Here is a 15,747-nt window from a genome sequence, read left to right as displayed (position 1 = left end):
GCGTGATGAAGGAATGCTATAAATTACTTAGCAAACTCTGGCGGTTGAATATAAGGTTTTCTTGAAAAACTCCGATAAGTTTCAGGGGTGTTCAAATTAAAAACCGCCGAATGCCCCGTATTTGTAGGACAGCGTGACGCTTGTGTGCGCATGCCGGATTCAGGCCAGCGGGTCGGCCAGGATGATTCTGCATGGATCGCGCGCGTCCGCGCGACGTGTTTTCCCGGTACTTCGCGCGCAAGGGGCCGTGCGAGCGTCGTGGCGCGCGGCGGATGTGGGCGCAAAAAAAGCGATGACCCCAGGGCCATCGCTTTGTTGATTGCCGCCAGAGCGCGGCAATGGGCTGTCGGGCCTGTCTTACCTGGCCTCTGGCCTGCCGGCGTCCCTTGGCTGTTTGTTGGCTGGCGGTGAAGTGCGCGAGTTCGTGGCGGCCACGGCGGCTTGGTCGAATGCCTTGCCGTTGACCACGAGGCCCTCTTTGGAGAGCTTTCCGGCGCGCTTGGCGCCGATGCCCTTCACGCGCTTGGTGAGGTCATTCCAGTCGCTGAACGGCGATGCCTTGCGCTCCTCCAGGATCAGCCGGCTGGTGGCCGGGCCGATCCCCTTGATGCCGTCGAGTTCGGCCTCCGTGGCGGTATTGATGTCCACCGCGGCCAGCGCCAGCGCCGAGGCCAGCGCGGCCGCGAGGCCGACGATCCATTGACGGATTTTCATTGCAAACTCCTCCCTTGGATGCGGCGTTCATCGGTGATGAATGCCGGGTTGCTGAATGCAGCCGGGCGGAGTGCGGGATGACTAAAGCTCTTCTACCCGGCGTGCAGGATAACTATCCCACGCCTGACAGCCGGGGCACTGCCAGAAATGCTGACGGGCCTCAAAGCCGCAGGCAGCGCAGCGGTAGCGTGTCAACGGCTTTGCAGCTTGATCAAGAGATCGTTGCACCTGCGGGTGAAATTGCTCATGTTCAAGCGTTTCATCATGGAGCCATTTGGCGGCAGCGACTAGCGAGGGCTCATGCTCGAGGTGACGCACATACCACTCGCGTGGGTTCGGGGTGCTCGCCAAGGCGGTGTCCAGCGCCACGATGCCGTCGAGCAGGTCCAGAGAAGGCATGAGGTCGTAGCGTTGGCGGAGCAGCTCCAACACCTTGGCGCCTTGCCCCGTTGAGAGGCTGAGCTCGACCATCAGCGCGGCCGCCAGCGGCAGCCAGGCGGGCGCCACTTCGGCAAGCTCGAGGAGCGTATCCAATGCCTCCTGGGGCTGGCCCATGCGTTGCTTGAGGCGGGCCAGTTCGATACGTGCGCGGGCCGCTTGCGGCGCCGTTTGCACGGCTTGCTCGAACAGCGCCCGTGCGCCGTCGATGTCGCCTTGCGCTGACTTGCCCAGCGCCTGCTCGCACAGGAAGTGCGCCTGCCTCGCGCTGAAATCGCCCTGATGCGCTGCCTGCATCTTCTGTGTGATGGCCATGGCCTGCGGCCAGTCGCGTGAACGCTCGTAGATGGCCAGCAGCGCGATGCGCGCCTGCGCCTCGAACGGCGTACCCTCCAGGCGGCGCAGGGCCTCCTCGGCATGGTCGAGCAGGCCAGCCTTCAGAAAATCCAGCGCCAGCGCGTGCTGCGCGCGGTCGCGGTCGGCGCGGCCCAGGTCGCCGCGCGAGAGCAGATGTTCGTGTACGCGCACGGCACGGTTGTATTCGCCGCGGCGGCGAAACAGGTTGCCCAGCGCGAAATGCAGCTCGGTCGTGTCGGGGTCGTTCTGCACGGCCTCGATGAAGGCGTCGATGGCCTGGTCCTGCTGCTCGTTGAGCAGAAAATTCAGGCCCTTGAAATACGCCTTGGGCGCGCGGCGGCTCTCGTCGCGCAACTGGCGGATGTCAAAGCGCGAGGCGAGCCAGCCCAGCACGAAGGCAACGGGCAGGCCGAGAAGAATCCAGCTGAGATCAAATTCCATGGATGGACGGTTGCTGCAACACAGGGTCGTTTGCCGGGCCGGGCGGAGGCTGGACGGCAGCGTCGGTTTGCGCAAGGCCGGCGCGCTGCGCGGCCGCCCGATGCTTCCACCAGCGCGGCACCATGCCGAGCACGCCCACGAACACGCCCAGCGTAAACGCGGCCAGCACGATCAGCACCAGCGGCGCGCGCCATTGCGTGCCAAAGAAGAAGTGGACGATGGCATCCTGCTGGTTGTTCAGCGCGAATGCAAACAGCGTGAAGAATATGGCCGCCTTGAGCAGCCACAGGAAATATTTCATGGATGAACCTCTCCGGTGCTCCGGGAGATTCTACGGTCAGACACGCTCGGACGGAGCCGAAGCCGCTTGAAGGTGGGAGATGTGGCTCGCTGACCGCGCAATGCGTGCGCGCGGACCCTGGCCGGTGCGGGATGGGCTCAACGGGATGCGGATGCGGCGGCTTGCTCGGCCAGGCCGGCTGCCGTGCCCTGGTCCACGGATTCACGAAGCGCCTTGCCCGGCTTGAAGTGCGGGACACGCTTTTCGGGGATCGCCACGGCTTCGCCGCTGCGGGGGTTGCGGCCCATGCGGGGAGGCCGGCGGGTGACGGAGAAGCTGCCGAAGCCGCGAATTTCAATGCGGTGGCCGCGTACCAGCGCATCGCTGACCGCGTCGAGAATGGTCTTGACGGCGATTTCCGCATCGCGCTGCGTCAGATGGTCGAAGCGGGCGGCCAGTTCCTCAACAAGGTCGGATCGTGTCATTTGGTTATCGTAATCTTCGGTAATGCCCAAAAAAAAAAGCGGACGCATGCCGCGCCCGCTGTCCTGAACCAGTTGCCGGGCCTGTGACGGGCCCGGCAGCCGTTCATTTCAGTGCCTGATGTGGCACCCGACGCAGTGATTACTTGTCGGAGTGGTCCAGCTTGGCGCGCAGCAGGGCGCCAAGGCTGGTCGTGCCGGCGTTTTCCTTGGCGGATTGAGCCGACAGCGAAGCCATGGCTTCTTGCTGGTCAACCTGGTCCTTGGCCTTGATCGACAGCTGGATGTTGCGGGTCTTGCGATCCACATTGACCACCACGGCGGTGATCTCGTCGCCTTCCTTCAGCACCGAGCGGGCATCTTCCACGCGGTCCACGGCGATTTCCGAAGCACGCAGGTAACCGATGATGTCTTCGCCCAGGTCGATTTCAGCACCACGTGCGTCCACCGTCTTGACCTTGCCCGACACGATCTGGCCCTTGTCGTTCACGGTCACGAAGGTCGTGAAGGGATCGCTGTCCAGCTGCTTGATGCCCAGGGAGATGCGCTCGCGCTCGACGTCCACGGCCAGCACGATGGCTTCGACTTCCTGGCCCTTCTTGTAGTTGCGCACGGCGGCTTCGCCGGGTTCGTTCCAGGACAGGTCGGACAGGTGCACCAGGCCGTCGATACCGGCAGCCAGACCCACGAACACGCCGAAGTCGGTGATCGACTTGATCGGGCCCTTCACGCGATCGCCGCGCTTGGTGTTCTGTGCGAATTCCTGCCATGGGTTGGCCTTGCACTGCTTCATGCCCAGGCTGATGCGGCGCTTGTCTTCGTCGATCTCGAGGACCATGACTTCGACTTCGTCACCCAGCGACACGAGCTTGGAAGGAGCCACGTTCTTGTTGGTCCAGTCCATCTCGGAGACGTGCACCAGGCCTTCGATGCCGGGTTCGAGTTCCACGAACGCGCCGTAGTCGGCAATGTTGGTGACCTTGCCGAACAGGCGGGTGCCCGAGGGGTAGCGGCGCGACACGCCCAGCCATGGGTCGTCGCCCATTTGCTTGAGGCCCAGGGACACGCGGTTCTTTTCGGTGTCGAACTTGAGGATCTTGGCAGTGATTTCCTGGCCGGCTTGCACCACTTCCGATGGGTGACGCACGCGGCGCCATGCCATGTCGGTGATGTGCAGCAGGCCGTCGATGCCGCCCAGGTCCACGAACGCACCGTATTCGGTGATGTTCTTGACCACGCCTTGAACGATGGAGCCTTCCTTCAGGGTTTCCATCAGCTTGGCGCGCTCTTCGCCCATCGAGGCTTCCACCACAGCGCGGCGGCTCAGCACCACGTTGTTGCGCTTGCGGTCGAGCTTGATGACCTTGAATTCCAGGGTCTTGTTTTCGTAAGGGGTCAGGTCCTTGATTGGACGGGTGTCGATCAGCGAACCGGGCAGGAATGCGCGGATGCCATTGACCAGAACGGTCAGACCGCCCTTGACCTTGCCGGAGGTGGTACCGGTCACGAATTCGCCCGATTCCAGCGCCTTTTCCAGCGCCAGCCAGGAAGCCAGACGCTTGGCGGTGTCGCGCGACAGGATGGTGTCGCCGTAGCCGTTTTCGATGGAGCCGATGGCCACGGACACGAAGTCGCCCACTTGGACTTCGATTTCGCCCTGGTCGTTCTTGAACTCGTCGATTGGCACGTAGGCTTCGGACTTCAGGCCGGCGTTCACAACCACGAAGTTGTGTTCAACGCGCACCACTTCAGCGGTGATGACCTCGCCGGGGCGCATTTCGGTACGCTGCAACGATTCTTCGAATAGGGCGGCAAAAGATTCAGACATGTATTTCCTTGTCCACAAACAGGTTTCCATTGGCACTATTGCCAGATGTTTCTATGACTGCCTGCGGAGGGGGTGCGATCTGGAAAATCGCGGGGGTTGAAGTTGCAAAAACCACACAGCCAATGCGCAGCAGGCGCGACGGGAACTGTGTGGACCAATGGTGTCAGCTGAGGCGCGGGCTGAAAAAATCAAGCGCCAAACGGCTGACGCTCCTGCCACCAGGCAACGACCTGATCCACCGCTTCGTCGACGGAAAGATCGGAGTTGTCCAGCACCAGGGCATCCTGCGCAGGCTTGAGTGGCGCGACGGTCCGGTTCTGATCCCGGGCGTCGCGCGCCTCCAAGTCGGCGCGAAGAGTGTCTATATTAGCGGAAATTCCTTTAGAAATCAACTGCTTATAGCGGCGATCGGCGCGGCATGCCGCGGACGCCGTCAAAAAGACCTTGAGCGGGGCATCCGGGAAGATCACGGTGCCCATGTCGCGCCCATCCGCCACCAGGCCGGGAAGCCTGCGGAAACTGTGCTGCAGGTCGATCAGGGCGGTGCGCACCCGGGGCAGGGCGGACACCTTGGAGGCGTTCATGCCGGCCTCCTCGGTGCGGATCGCTTCGCTCACGTCCTGCTTGTCCAGCCAGATCCGTCCGCCTTCGAAGTGCACCGGCAGATCGCGGGCGAGGGCTGCGATGCGCTCTTCATGGGCGTCATCGATGGCGAGGCCGGCCTGAATGGCCGCGTAGGCCGTGATGCGGTACATCGCGCCTGAATCCAGGAAGCGGTAGCCCAATTGGTGCGCGACGGCTGCGGCGACCGTGCCCTTTCCGGATGCGGTGGGGCCGTCGATGCAGATCACCGGAATGCGGTGCTGGCTGGTGCGTGCCACGCTGAAAAGCGCCTCGAAGTAGCCGGGGAAGGTCTTTCCCACGCATTTGGGATCTTCGATGCGCACGGGCACGCCGGCGGGATTGAAGGCCGCCAGCGAGAAGCACATGGCGATGCGGTGATCGTCATAGGTATGGATGCTGGCGGCGCGCCAGCGCGCCGGGCTGGCTGGCGGGGTAATGCGCAGATAGTCGGGGCCTTCTTCGATAGTGGCGCCGAGCTTGCGCGATTCGATGGCCATGGCCGCGATGCGGTCGGTTTCCTTCACGCGCCAGCTGGCGATATTGCGCAACGTCGTCGTTCCGTGGGCGAACAAGGCCATCACGGCCAGCGTCATGGCCGCATCGGGAATGTGGTTGCAATCGAGGTCGATGGCCTTGAGCGGCCATGCGCCGCGCCCGATCTTCAGCCAGTTCGGCCCGCTTTCGATCGCGGCGCCCATGGCGCGCGCGGCTTCGACGAAGCGGATGTCACCCTGGATCGAATCCTGGCCGACCCCCAGCACGGTGATGCCGTCATGCCCGGCGCTTGCGGGCGCGAGCGCGCCCAGCGCGATGAAATAGCTGGCTGACGACGCATCGGCTTCCACGTGCACCACGCCGGGCGAGACGTAGCGGCTGCCGGCGGGAATGGTGAAGCGTTGCCAGTTGTCATGCTTCACGGCGATGCCAAAGCGCGCGAGCAGCTCCAGCGTGATGTGGATATAAGGCCTGGAGATCAGCTCGCCGATCACGTCGATGACGATGTCGTGCTCCGTGGCCACCAGCGGCAGCGCCATCAGCAGCGCGGTCAGGAACTGGCTCGAGACGTCGCCGCGCACCTGGATCGGTTCGCCGAGCCGCAGCGGCGGCAGGCCATCTCCGTGCTGGATATGCAAAGGCGGAAAGCCGTCGTTGCCGAGGTAGCCGATCCGGCAGCCGAGCTGGCGCAGCGCATCGATCAGGTCGCCGATCGGGCGTTCGTGCATGCGTGCGACGCCCGAGAGCTCGAATTCGCCGCCGAGCAGGGAGAGCGCCGCGGTCAGGGGGCGCATGGCGGTGCCGGCGTTGCCCATGAACAGTTTGGCGGGCGAGCGCGGCGGCCTGCCTCCCAGGCCGGTGATGCGCACGGCATCGGCGTCCTCGCGCACCTCGCAGCCGATCTGGCGCAGTGCATCCAGCATCACGCGGGTGTCATCGGAGGCCAGCAGGTCGCGCACTTCGGTTGTACCTTCGCTGAGCGCGGACAGCAGCAGGACGCGGTTGGAAATGCTCTTGGAGCCGGGAAGCTGCACGCTGCCTCCGGCGGATTCCAGCGCGGGCAGGTCGAGGTACTCGGTAGTGAACATCGTGGTGCTTACAAATCGTCTTGGCGTGTGCGCTGCGCGCCCATGCGCCAGTTGGCGCGCGCAAGGCTGGCCAGGGTGATCAGGTCTTCAAGGGCCTGGTCGTCGTTGTCTTGCAGGGTCTTCTCCAACTGCTGCAGCGCGGCCTGGAAGTGGCGCGATTGCGCCAGCACTTCATCGCGATTGGCGCGCAGTATGTCGCGCCACATTTTCGGGTCGCTGGCGGCGATGCGCGTGAAGTCCCGGAAACCCGGCCCCGCAAGCGAGAGCAGTTCGTCCGAGCGCTCTTGCTGGGTGATGCTGTTCATCAACGCGAATGCCAGCATGTGCGGCAGATGGCTCACGGCGGCAAACGCGGCGTCGTGCGACTCGGGCGACATGCGCGAGACTCGGCAGCCAAGCGCCGTCCAGAGCTGTTCCGCGCGGTCGATATGCGCGGTCAGCGTGCGCTCAATCGGCGTGAGGATGACTTGCTTGCCGGCGTACAGGTCTGCGTCCGAATGCTCCACCCCCGATACTTCGCGGCCCGCGATGGGATGGGCGGGAACGAAAGAGCCTATCTGATCGCGCAGCGCCGTGCGTGCCGCCTGCACGACATCGGACTTGGTCGATCCAACGTCCATGATCAGCATCTGGGGGGTGACCAGATGCTTGATCGCCTTGAGCGTCGCTTCGGTCGCGGCCACCGGAACGGCCACCAGAACGATGTCGGCGCCGGCTACCGCGAGCAGGGCGGAGGGCGCTTCCACGTCGATCACGCCAAGCTGCCGCGCGCGTTCGGTGGTCGACGGAGACTTGCTGTAGCCGACCACGCGCTTGACCAGTCCGGCCCGCTTCATCGCGCGGGCAAACGAACCTCCCATGAGGCCACAGCCAATCAGACCCAGTTGTTCGAACATGCTGCTGGACCTCAGGCTGCCGCGACCGGATAAGTGCCCAACAGCTTGAAGAAAGCGCTGAGCTGCTGCAGTTCGGCGAGCGCCTGCGCTACGTTGGGCTGATCGGGGTGGCCTTCGATATCCACGTAGAAGTAATACTCCCATTTGCCAGTGCGCGCGGGACGTGATTCGAAGCGCGTCATCGAGACATTGTGCTTTTTCAGCGGCGCAAGCAATTCATACACCGCGCCGGGGCGGTTGGGGACCGAGATGATCAGGCTGGTGCTGTCGTGGCCCGAGGGCGGGGGTGTCGTCAGCGTGCCGGGCAGGCAGATCACGGCGAAGCGCGTGCGGTTGTAGGCCTCGTCCTGGATGGCGTGCGCCACCACGTGCAGCCCGAATTGCTGCGCCGCGCGCTCGCTGGCGATGCCGGCCCAGTTGGGATTCAGCGCGGCAAGACGCGCTCCTTCCGCGTTGCTCTCGACGGGGCGTCGCTCGGCATGCGGCAGATGCTTGGACAGCCACGACTGGCATTGCGCCAGCGCCTGCGGATGGGCTGCCACGACTTCGATGTCCTCGGCCGAATTGCTGGTGCGCAGCAGGTTGTGGCGGATCAGCAGGCTGACCTCGCCGACCACATGGCAAGGCGTGTGCAGGAACATATCGAGCGAGCGCGTCACCACGCCTTCGGTGGAGTTCTCGACGCCCACCACGCCATACTGCGCGCTGCCCGCGGCGGTCGCATGGAAAACTTCCTCGAAGCTGTTGCAGTAGAGCAGGTCGGCGGCGCCGCCGAAATACTGAACCGCGGCCTCTTCGCAGAACGTGCCTGCCGGGCCGAGCACGGCAACGCGCTGTGGCGATTCCAGCGCCAGGCATGCCGACATGATTTCGCGCCAGATGGCCGCCACGTGCGTCGCCTTCAGCGGCCCGGGATTGGCGGTCTTGATTTTCTCGATGACCTGGGCGACGCGATCGGGCCGGAAGAATGCCGAGCCTTCGCGTTTCTTGACTTCGCCCACGCGCTCCGCAACCAGGGCGCGCTGATTGAGCAGGGCAAGGAGCTGCTGGTCGATGTTGTCGATCTGCACGCGCAGGCTGGCGAGATCAGGAGAGGCAAGCGGGGTGGTCATTGGAGCGGATGGTCTCGGATAGTTGTAGTGAAGCGCGGCGCCTGGATGGCTGAAGGAGCTGGTTGCGTCAGCTGTGCTTCTGCTCAAATTCTCGCATGTAGGCAATCAATGCCTCGACGCCGGCCATGGGCATGGCGTTGTACAGGCTGGCGCGCATGCCGCCCACGGATTTGTGGCCCTTGAGCTGCAGCAGGCCCCTGGCCTTGGCCCCGGCCAGGAAGGCGTCGTTGCGCGACTCGTCGTTCAGGAAGAACGGAATGTTCATGCGCGAGCGGCAGTTGGCGGCCACCTTGTTGACGTAGAAGCCGGACGCATCGATGAAGTCATAGAGCGCCTTGGCCTTGGCGATGTTGCGCAGCTCCAGCGCGGCGATGCCGGCGGCATTGCCTTCACGCTGGTTCTTGAGCCATTCGAAGGTGAGTCCCGCGATGTAGATGCCCCAGGTCGGCGGCGTGTTGAACATGGATTGGTTGTCCGCGACGATCTTGTAGTCGAACGCGCTCGGGCAGGCGGGCAGGGCGTGGCCCAGCAGATCCTCGCGGACAACTACCAGGGTCAGTCCCGCCGGGCCGAGGTTCTTTTGCGCGCCGCCAAACGCGAGGCCGACCCTGGACCAGTCGACAGGCCGCGATGCGACGTGCGAGGAGAAATCGATGACCAGCGGAGCGTCGCTGCCAAGCGATCTCAGGTCGGGCAGCTCCTGGAACTCAACCCCGTGGATGGTCTCGTTCGTGCATGTATGGACGTAGCTCGCGCCGCGGCTGAGCTGCCATGTCGATGGATCGGGCAGGGTGGTGAAGTTGCTTGCTTCGCCCGATGCGGCGGTATGTACTTCGGATGCGTATTTTCCCGCTTCCTTGCGCGATTTCTGGCTCCAGGAACCAGTCACGACGAAATCGACGGAAGCGCCCCGGGACAGGTTCAGCGGGACGATGGCGTTTTCGGCGATCCCGCCGCCCTGCATGAACAGGATCCTGAATTCGGCCGGCACGGCCATGAGTTCGCGGAAGTCGGCCTCGGCCTTTTCATAGATCGAGATGAATTCCTTGCCTCGATGGCTCATCTCCATCACGCTCATGCCGCTGCCGTGCCAGTCGAGCATTTCAGCGGCGGCCTGTTTCAGGACTTCTTCGGGAATGGCTGCCGGGCCGGCAGAAAAATTGTAGGGGCGATTCATCATCAAACCTGGGATAGAAAAATGGCGGCCGCCCCGCATCAGGAGGATGCGCATGCGGGATGGCTGCGGTGCGCGGCTCGCATGTCGCGCGCCGCGCTGCCGCGTGATCGTTATGCGTCGCCGGGCGCGCTTTCACCTGGTTCGCCGCCGCCTTCCGCGTCAGCGGCTTCGGCCGCGTTGGCGTCGTTTTCAACGATGCGTTGCAGGCCGCTGAGCTTGGCTCCGTCATCCAGCGAGATCAGCGTCACGCCTTGTGTCGCGCGGCCCATCTCGCGGATCTCGCCAACGCGCGTGCGCACCAGGACGCCGGTGTCGGTGATGAGCATGATCTCGTCATCCGTGCTCACCAGCGTGGCGGCGACGACCTTGCCGTTGCGCTCGGACTGCTGAATGGCGATCATGCCCTTGGTGCCTCGGCCGTGACGCGTGTATTCGCTGATGTGGGTGCGCTTGCCGTAGCCGTTCTCCGTGGCGGTCAGCACGCTTTGCGCGCTGTTGGGGGCGCCTTCCGCTGCGTCCGTTGATTCCGCTTCGGCAACCAGCATGGCGATCACGCTCTGCGTCTCGTCGATGTTCATGCCGCGCACGCCGCGCGCGTTGCGGCCCATGGGGCGCACGTCGTTCTCATCGAAACGCACGGCCTTGCCGCCATCGCTGAACAGCATCACGTCATGCTTGCCGTCGGTGAGCGCTGCTCCGATGAGGAAGTCCCCGTCGTCGAGGCCCACGGCGATGATGCCGGCCTTGCGCGGATTGCTGAATTCGTCGAGCGCTGTCTTCTTCACGGTGCCCATGCTGGTCGCCATGAACACATAGTGATCGGCGGGGAAGCTGCGGTATTCGCCGGTCAGCGGCAGGACGACGTTGATCTTCTCGCCCTCCTGCAGCGGAAACATGTTGACGATCGGGCGGCCGCGCGAGCCGCGCGAGCCCGCGGGCACTTCCCAGACCTTGAGCCAGTACAGGCGGCCCTTGTTGGAGAAGCACAGCAGATAGTCGTGCGTATTGGCGATGAAGAGCTGGTCGATCCAGTCGTCTTCCTTCGTGGCCGTGGCCTGCTTGCCGCGGCCGCCGCGGCGCTGCGAGCGGTACTCGGACAGCGGCTGGCTCTTGATGTAGCCGGTATGCGAGAGCGTGACGACCATGTCGGTCGGGGTGATCAGATCCTCGGTGGATAGATCCTGCGCGCTGTGCTCGATTTCGCTGCGGCGCGCGCCGAGCTTCGTCTGGCCGAACTCGGTCTTCACGGCAGTGAGCTCTTCGCCGATGATCACGGACACGCGCTCGGGCTTGGCAAGAATGTCCAGGAGGTCCTCGATGACCGCCATCACATCTTTGTACTCGGCGACGATCTTGTCCTGCTCCAGGCCCGTCAGGCGCTGCAGGCGCATCTGCAGGATTTCCTGCGCCTGCGTTTCCGACAGGCGATAGAGGCCGTCCTGCTGCATGCCGAATTCACGCTCCAGCCCTTCGGGGCGGTAGTCGTCGGCGCTCACCACGCCGCCGTCTTCACGGGTGCGGGTGAGCATCTCGCGCACCAGTTTGCTGTCCCAGGAGCGCGCCATCAGCTCGCTCTTGGCCACCGGCGGCGTGGGCGATTCGCGGATGATGCGGATGAACTCGTCGATGTTGGCGAGCGCAACGGCCAGGCCTTCCAGCACATGCCCGCGGTCGCGCGCCTTGCGCAGCTCGAACACGGTGCGGCGCGTGACCACTTCGCGGCGATGCTGCAGGAACACGACGACCAGCTCGCGCAGGTTGCACAGCCTGGGCTGCCCATCGACCAGCGCCACCATGTTCATGCCGAACGTGTCCTGCAACTGTGTCAGCTTGTACAGGTTGTTGAGCACCACCTCGGGTACTTCGCCGCGTTTGAGCTCGATCACCAGACGCATGCCCGATTTGTCGGACTCGTCCTGGATGTGGCTGATGCCCTCGATCTTCTTCTCGTGCACCAGCTCGGCCATGCGTTCCTGCAGGGTCTTCTTGTTGACCTGGTAGGGCAGCTCGTCAACGATGATCGACTGGCGCTGGCCTTTGTCTATGTCCTCGAAGTGCACCTTCGCGCGCATGACCACGCGGCCGCGGCCGGTGCGGTAGCCTTCCTTCACGCCCTGGATCCCGTAGATGATGCCGGCGGTGGGGAAGTCCGGCGCCGGGATGATCTCCATGAGTTCGTCGATCGTGGCCTCGGGGTTGCGCAGCACGTGCAGGCAGGCGTCCACCACCTCGTTGAGGTTGTGCGGTGGGATGTTGGTGGCCATGCCCACGGCGATACCCGCCGAGCCGTTCACCAGCAGGTTGGGAAGGCGCGAGGGCAGCACCAGCGGTTCTTGTTCGCTGCCGTCATAGTTGGGCCCGAAATCGACGGTTTCCTTGTCGATGTCGGCCAGCATTTCATGCGCGATTTTCGAGAGGCGGATTTCGGTATATCGCATCGCGGCGGCGCTGTCGCCGTCCACCGACCCGAAATTGCCCTGTCCATCCACCAGCATGTGGCGCAGGGAGAAATCCTGGGCCATGCGCACGATGGTGTCGTATACAGCACTATCGCCATGCGGGTGATATTTACCGATGACGTCACCGACAATACGCGCGGACTTCTTGTAGGGCCGGTTCCAGTCGTTGTTGAGTTCATGCATGGCAAACAGAACTCGCCTGTGCACGGGCTTGAGGCCATCGCGGGCATCGGGGAGGGCGCGACCGACAATCACGCTCATCGCGTAATCGAGGTAACTGCGCCGCATTTCCTCTTCGAGGCTGATAGGCAAAGTTTCTTTGGCAAACTGGGTCATAACAACTTGGCTGACATCGGAAGCGACCATTTTAGGTGCAACGCCATGTTGCGTGTTGGCAACATATCCTTGGGTATTGCGCTTTTGTCCTACCCTTCATGGCGCTCATGTGCAGACCAGAGGATGTTACGTATGGCACAATCGTTTCCAACGTTCTTAGTGATGGTCACTGACGACGTCCATGATTCGCAGCGCGGCTGCGGCTTTTTCCCCAAGAGGAGAACCATGAAGAAACTGAACAAAGTGGCGATGTTGTTGGCCTCTGCCGTGCTTGCTACATCCGCTGGCGCTCAAATCAAGGCGGCTGATGGCGGCAAGGTTGTCGACAACTGGCAAAATGGAACTGGCGAGCTGGTCTGGAAGAACGGCACCAATGAACTGTGCTGGCGTGATGCCAACTGGACGCCTGCTACTGCCGCTGAAGGCTGCGACGGCGCCCTGCAAAAGGCAGCCCCCGCTCCCGCACCGATTGCTCAACCTGCTCCGGCCGTGGCGCCTCCAGCTCCCGCTCCCGCTCCAGCAGTTGCTAACAAGGTTACCTACGCTGCCGATGCATTCTTCGACTTCGACAAGTCCGTCCTGAAGCCTGAAGGCAAGGCCAAGCTGGACGAGTTGGTCTCCAAGGTGAAGGACATCAATCTGGAAGTCATCATCGCCGTGGGCCACACTGACTCCATCGGTACTGTTGAGTACAACCAGAAGCTGTCGGTTCGCCGTGCTGAAGCTGTGAAGGCTTACCTGGTGTCCAAGGGCATCGAAAAGAACCGCATCTACACCGAAGGCAAGGGCAAGAGCCAGCCTGTCGCCGACAACAAGACTGCCGCCGGCCGTGCAAAGAACCGCCGCGTGGAAATCGAAGTGGTGGGTACCCGTCCCGCCAAGTGATCTCACCCATCACAATGAAAAGCCCCTCGCGAGGGGCTTTTTTTATGCCTATATGCTTGTATGTGGTTGAGCGGGCTCCATATCTGATGGCGGGAACGTCCTCCGTCGGGTCATACCTGGGGCAATACGTGTTCCTCGCGCAACAAATCGGTGAATAATGGTGAAATGACTGAATCCGTGAATGCTGATCCGGCCGAGCTGGCCAAATTTTCCGAACTGGCCCATCGCTGGTGGGATCCCGAGAGCGAATTTCGTCCATTGCATCAGATCAATCCGCTCCGCTTGGACTGGATCGATCAGATTTCCCCCCTCAAGGGAAAGAATGTCCTCGATGTTGGCTGCGGCGGCGGAATCCTCGCTGACTCCATGGCGCGGCGCGGTGCCCATGTCCTGGGCGTCGATCTGGCGACCAAGGCGCTGCGGGTGGCGCAGTTGCATGCGCTGGAAACACAGACCCCCAACATCGAATATCGTGAAATCGCCGTCGAGGCCCTGGCCCAGGAGCGCCCAGCTTCCTTCGATACAGTGACCTGCATGGAAATGCTGGAGCACGTTCCCGATCCCGGCTCGATCGTTGCAGCATGCGCCCGCCTGGTGAAACCGGGCGGCTGGGTGTTTTTCTCGACGATCAATCGCAATGCCAAGGCATTCATGATGGCCATCGTAGGTGCTGAATACCTGCTGAAAATGCTCCCGAAGGGGACCCATGAATACGCCAAGATGATTCGCCCAAGCGAATTGGCGACCGCCTGCCGCGCCGCCGGGCTCGATGTGCTGCAGACCAGCGGACTGCAGTTCAACCCGGTAAGCAACCGCTATTGGCTCAATGACGATACCAGCGTGAACTACATGTTTGCGACCCGTCGGCCGTTGAAGTGACAGGACAAGGCGATATGGGTGATCTCAAGAATATTCGCGCTGTCCTGTTCGATCTGGATGGCACATTGATCGACAGCGCCCCTGATCTGGGCTCCGCGGTCGACATGATGCGAGTGGCGCGCGGCATGCCTTCGCTGCCACTCGATGCCTATCGCCACATGGCCGGCGCCGGGGCTCGCGGAATGCTCAAGGTCGGGTTCGGAATGACGCCCGAGCACCTGGATTTTCCGACGCTGCGCGAAGAATTCTTCGACAACTACGAAACCTGCATTCACGAACGAACCTATCAGTTCGACGGAGTGCAGCAATTGATCGATGCCCTGGTAGCCCGGTCCATGCCCTGGGGCATCGTCACCAACAAGGCAACACGCTTCACATCGTTGATCGTCCAGCGCATGCCCTTGTTCGCCACCGCAGGCGCCGTGGTCAGCGGTGACACCACCGCACACTCCAAGCCCCACCCCGAGCCCTTGCTTGAGGCCGCACGACGCATCCGGATCGATCCATCCCAATGCCTCTACGTTGGCGACGACGAACGCGACATCATCGGCGGTAAGGCTGCGGGCATGAAAACCGTTGCCGCCGGCTATGGCTATCTCGGCGAAAACTCCGGCCCCAGGAACTGGGGTGCGGATTTTTTGATCGATTCTCCCCTGGACCTCTTGAAATTGCTGAATACAGACTAAAATAGAACCCATGGGGCTGCCCCGGTTTCGACGTGGGTTCGGAATCGGCGTGGTGCATGTCGAGCTTGAGTGACGCTCGTAAATCTCCATTCAAAAAACTAACTGCAAACGACGAACGTTTCGCACTCGCCGCTTAAATCCGGTGAGCCTTGCAACAGCACGCTGATGGGCTGGGCAAGGGGGTAGCAATACCTCCCGGCTGCAAAGGAATTCACATCAGCTGGCGGCGCACCGGGCTCCTTGGTGCGCGGCAAGATTCAAGGGAGCTGGCTTCCACTGCAGCGTGCGCCTGCGCGGCTTTGGCGGCGAGACCTAAATTAGAGCGCTAAACATGTAGATCTGCCCGATGAAGGCTTGCGGACGCGGGTTCAATTCCCGCCAGCTCCACCACCATAACGTCCAAAGGCGTTCACCAACATCCGGTGAACGCCTTTTTTATTTGGAAAATCAATGACTTAACGTTTGTTGCCGTCCGAAGAGATTCGCTGACTTCCGAGGTGAGGTGGGGGAACAAGTGGGGGAACAGGGCAAAAAATCGTAGAATTTAGGCAGTTGTTCCCCCGTTCTCGA

At 62.6% G+C, this 15,747-nt stretch carries 13 protein-coding genes and 1 other RNA gene; 4 read left to right on the top strand and 10 right to left on the bottom strand.

Going from position 1 to position 15,747, the window contains the following annotated elements; genetic code table 11:
- Positions 1–357: 357 nt before the first annotated feature.
- The 10 genes from ABWP92_RS04480 to gyrA all read right to left on the bottom strand — a co-directional run bounded on the left by ABWP92_RS04480 (position 358) and on the right by gyrA (position 12,727).
- Positions 358–714, bottom strand: a complete 357-nt coding sequence (locus ABWP92_RS04480; RefSeq protein WP_353234156.1) for a ComEA family DNA-binding protein — start codon at positions 712–714, stop codon at positions 358–360.
- 81 nt (positions 715–795) lie between these two features.
- Positions 796–1,950, bottom strand: a complete 1,155-nt coding sequence (gene lapB / locus ABWP92_RS04475) for a lipopolysaccharide assembly protein LapB (protein ID WP_353234155.1) — start codon at positions 1,948–1,950, stop codon at positions 796–798.
- Positions 1,940–2,251 (bottom strand): LapA family protein, encoded by a 312-nt coding sequence (locus ABWP92_RS04470; protein WP_353234154.1) that lies wholly within the window; start codon positions 2,249–2,251, stop codon positions 1,940–1,942. Before ABWP92_RS04470 ends, lapB begins: the two co-directional genes overlap by 11 nt.
- Before the next feature lie 137 nt (positions 2,252–2,388).
- Positions 2,389–2,715, bottom strand: coding sequence for an integration host factor subunit beta (locus ABWP92_RS04465; protein ID WP_353234153.1), 327 nt, complete (start codon positions 2,713–2,715; stop codon positions 2,389–2,391).
- 139 nt (positions 2,716–2,854) lie between these two features.
- Positions 2,855–4,540, bottom strand: a complete 1,686-nt coding sequence (gene rpsA / locus ABWP92_RS04460; RefSeq protein WP_353234152.1) for a 30S ribosomal protein S1 — start codon at positions 4,538–4,540, stop codon at positions 2,855–2,857.
- A 188-nt stretch (positions 4,541–4,728) separates the two neighbouring features.
- A complete protein-coding gene (locus tag ABWP92_RS04455) occupies positions 4,729–6,747 on the bottom strand; it encodes a bifunctional 3-phosphoshikimate 1-carboxyvinyltransferase/cytidylate kinase (RefSeq protein WP_353234151.1) in 2,019 nt (672 codons plus the stop codon).
- 8 nt (positions 6,748–6,755) lie between these two features.
- The gene (locus ABWP92_RS04450) at positions 6,756–7,643 is read right to left on the bottom strand and encodes a prephenate dehydrogenase (RefSeq protein WP_353234150.1); all 888 of its coding nucleotides are present in this window, start codon (positions 7,641–7,643) and stop codon (positions 6,756–6,758) included.
- A gap of 11 nt (positions 7,644–7,654) precedes the next feature.
- Complete coding sequence (pheA, locus tag ABWP92_RS04445) at positions 7,655–8,755, bottom strand: prephenate dehydratase (protein WP_353234149.1); 1,101 nt, start codon at positions 8,753–8,755, stop codon at positions 7,655–7,657.
- A gap of 67 nt (positions 8,756–8,822) precedes the next feature.
- Complete coding sequence (gene serC, locus ABWP92_RS04440; RefSeq protein WP_353234148.1) at positions 8,823–9,932, bottom strand: 3-phosphoserine/phosphohydroxythreonine transaminase; 1,110 nt, start codon at positions 9,930–9,932, stop codon at positions 8,823–8,825.
- Between the two features lie 110 nt (positions 9,933–10,042).
- Positions 10,043–12,727 carry a DNA gyrase subunit A gene (gene gyrA, locus ABWP92_RS04435; protein ID WP_353234147.1) on the bottom strand — a complete coding sequence of 895 codons (2,685 nt, stop codon included), beginning with the start codon at positions 12,725–12,727 and terminating at the stop codon, positions 10,043–10,045.
- A gap of 225 nt (positions 12,728–12,952) precedes the next feature.
- On the opposite strand from gyrA, the gene ompA reads away from it, so the two are divergent.
- The 4 genes from ompA to ssrA all read left to right on the top strand — a co-directional run bounded on the left by ompA (position 12,953) and on the right by ssrA (position 15,567).
- Positions 12,953–13,612 carry an outer membrane protein OmpA gene (ompA, locus tag ABWP92_RS04430; RefSeq protein WP_353234146.1) on the top strand — a complete coding sequence of 220 codons (660 nt, stop codon included), beginning with the start codon at positions 12,953–12,955 and terminating at the stop codon, positions 13,610–13,612.
- 165 nt (positions 13,613–13,777) lie between these two features.
- Positions 13,778–14,491, top strand: coding sequence for a bifunctional 2-polyprenyl-6-hydroxyphenol methylase/3-demethylubiquinol 3-O-methyltransferase UbiG (ubiG, locus tag ABWP92_RS04425; RefSeq protein WP_353234145.1), 714 nt, complete (start codon positions 13,778–13,780; stop codon positions 14,489–14,491).
- Positions 14,492–14,505: 14 nt separating this feature from the next.
- Entirely contained in the window at positions 14,506–15,177 is a 672-nt protein-coding gene (locus ABWP92_RS04420) for an HAD-IA family hydrolase (protein WP_353234144.1), read from the top strand.
- 12 nt (positions 15,178–15,189) lie between these two features.
- Positions 15,190–15,567, top strand: a transfer-messenger RNA (tmRNA) gene (ssrA, locus tag ABWP92_RS04415).
- The last annotated feature ends 180 nt before the right edge of the window (positions 15,568–15,747 follow it).

This window comes from Diaphorobacter ruginosibacter, assembly GCF_040396215.1.
Lineage (GTDB): Bacteria > Pseudomonadota > Gammaproteobacteria > Burkholderiales > Burkholderiaceae_C > Diaphorobacter_A > Diaphorobacter_A ruginosibacter_A.
This window is presented reverse-complemented; position numbering and strand designations above follow the sequence as displayed.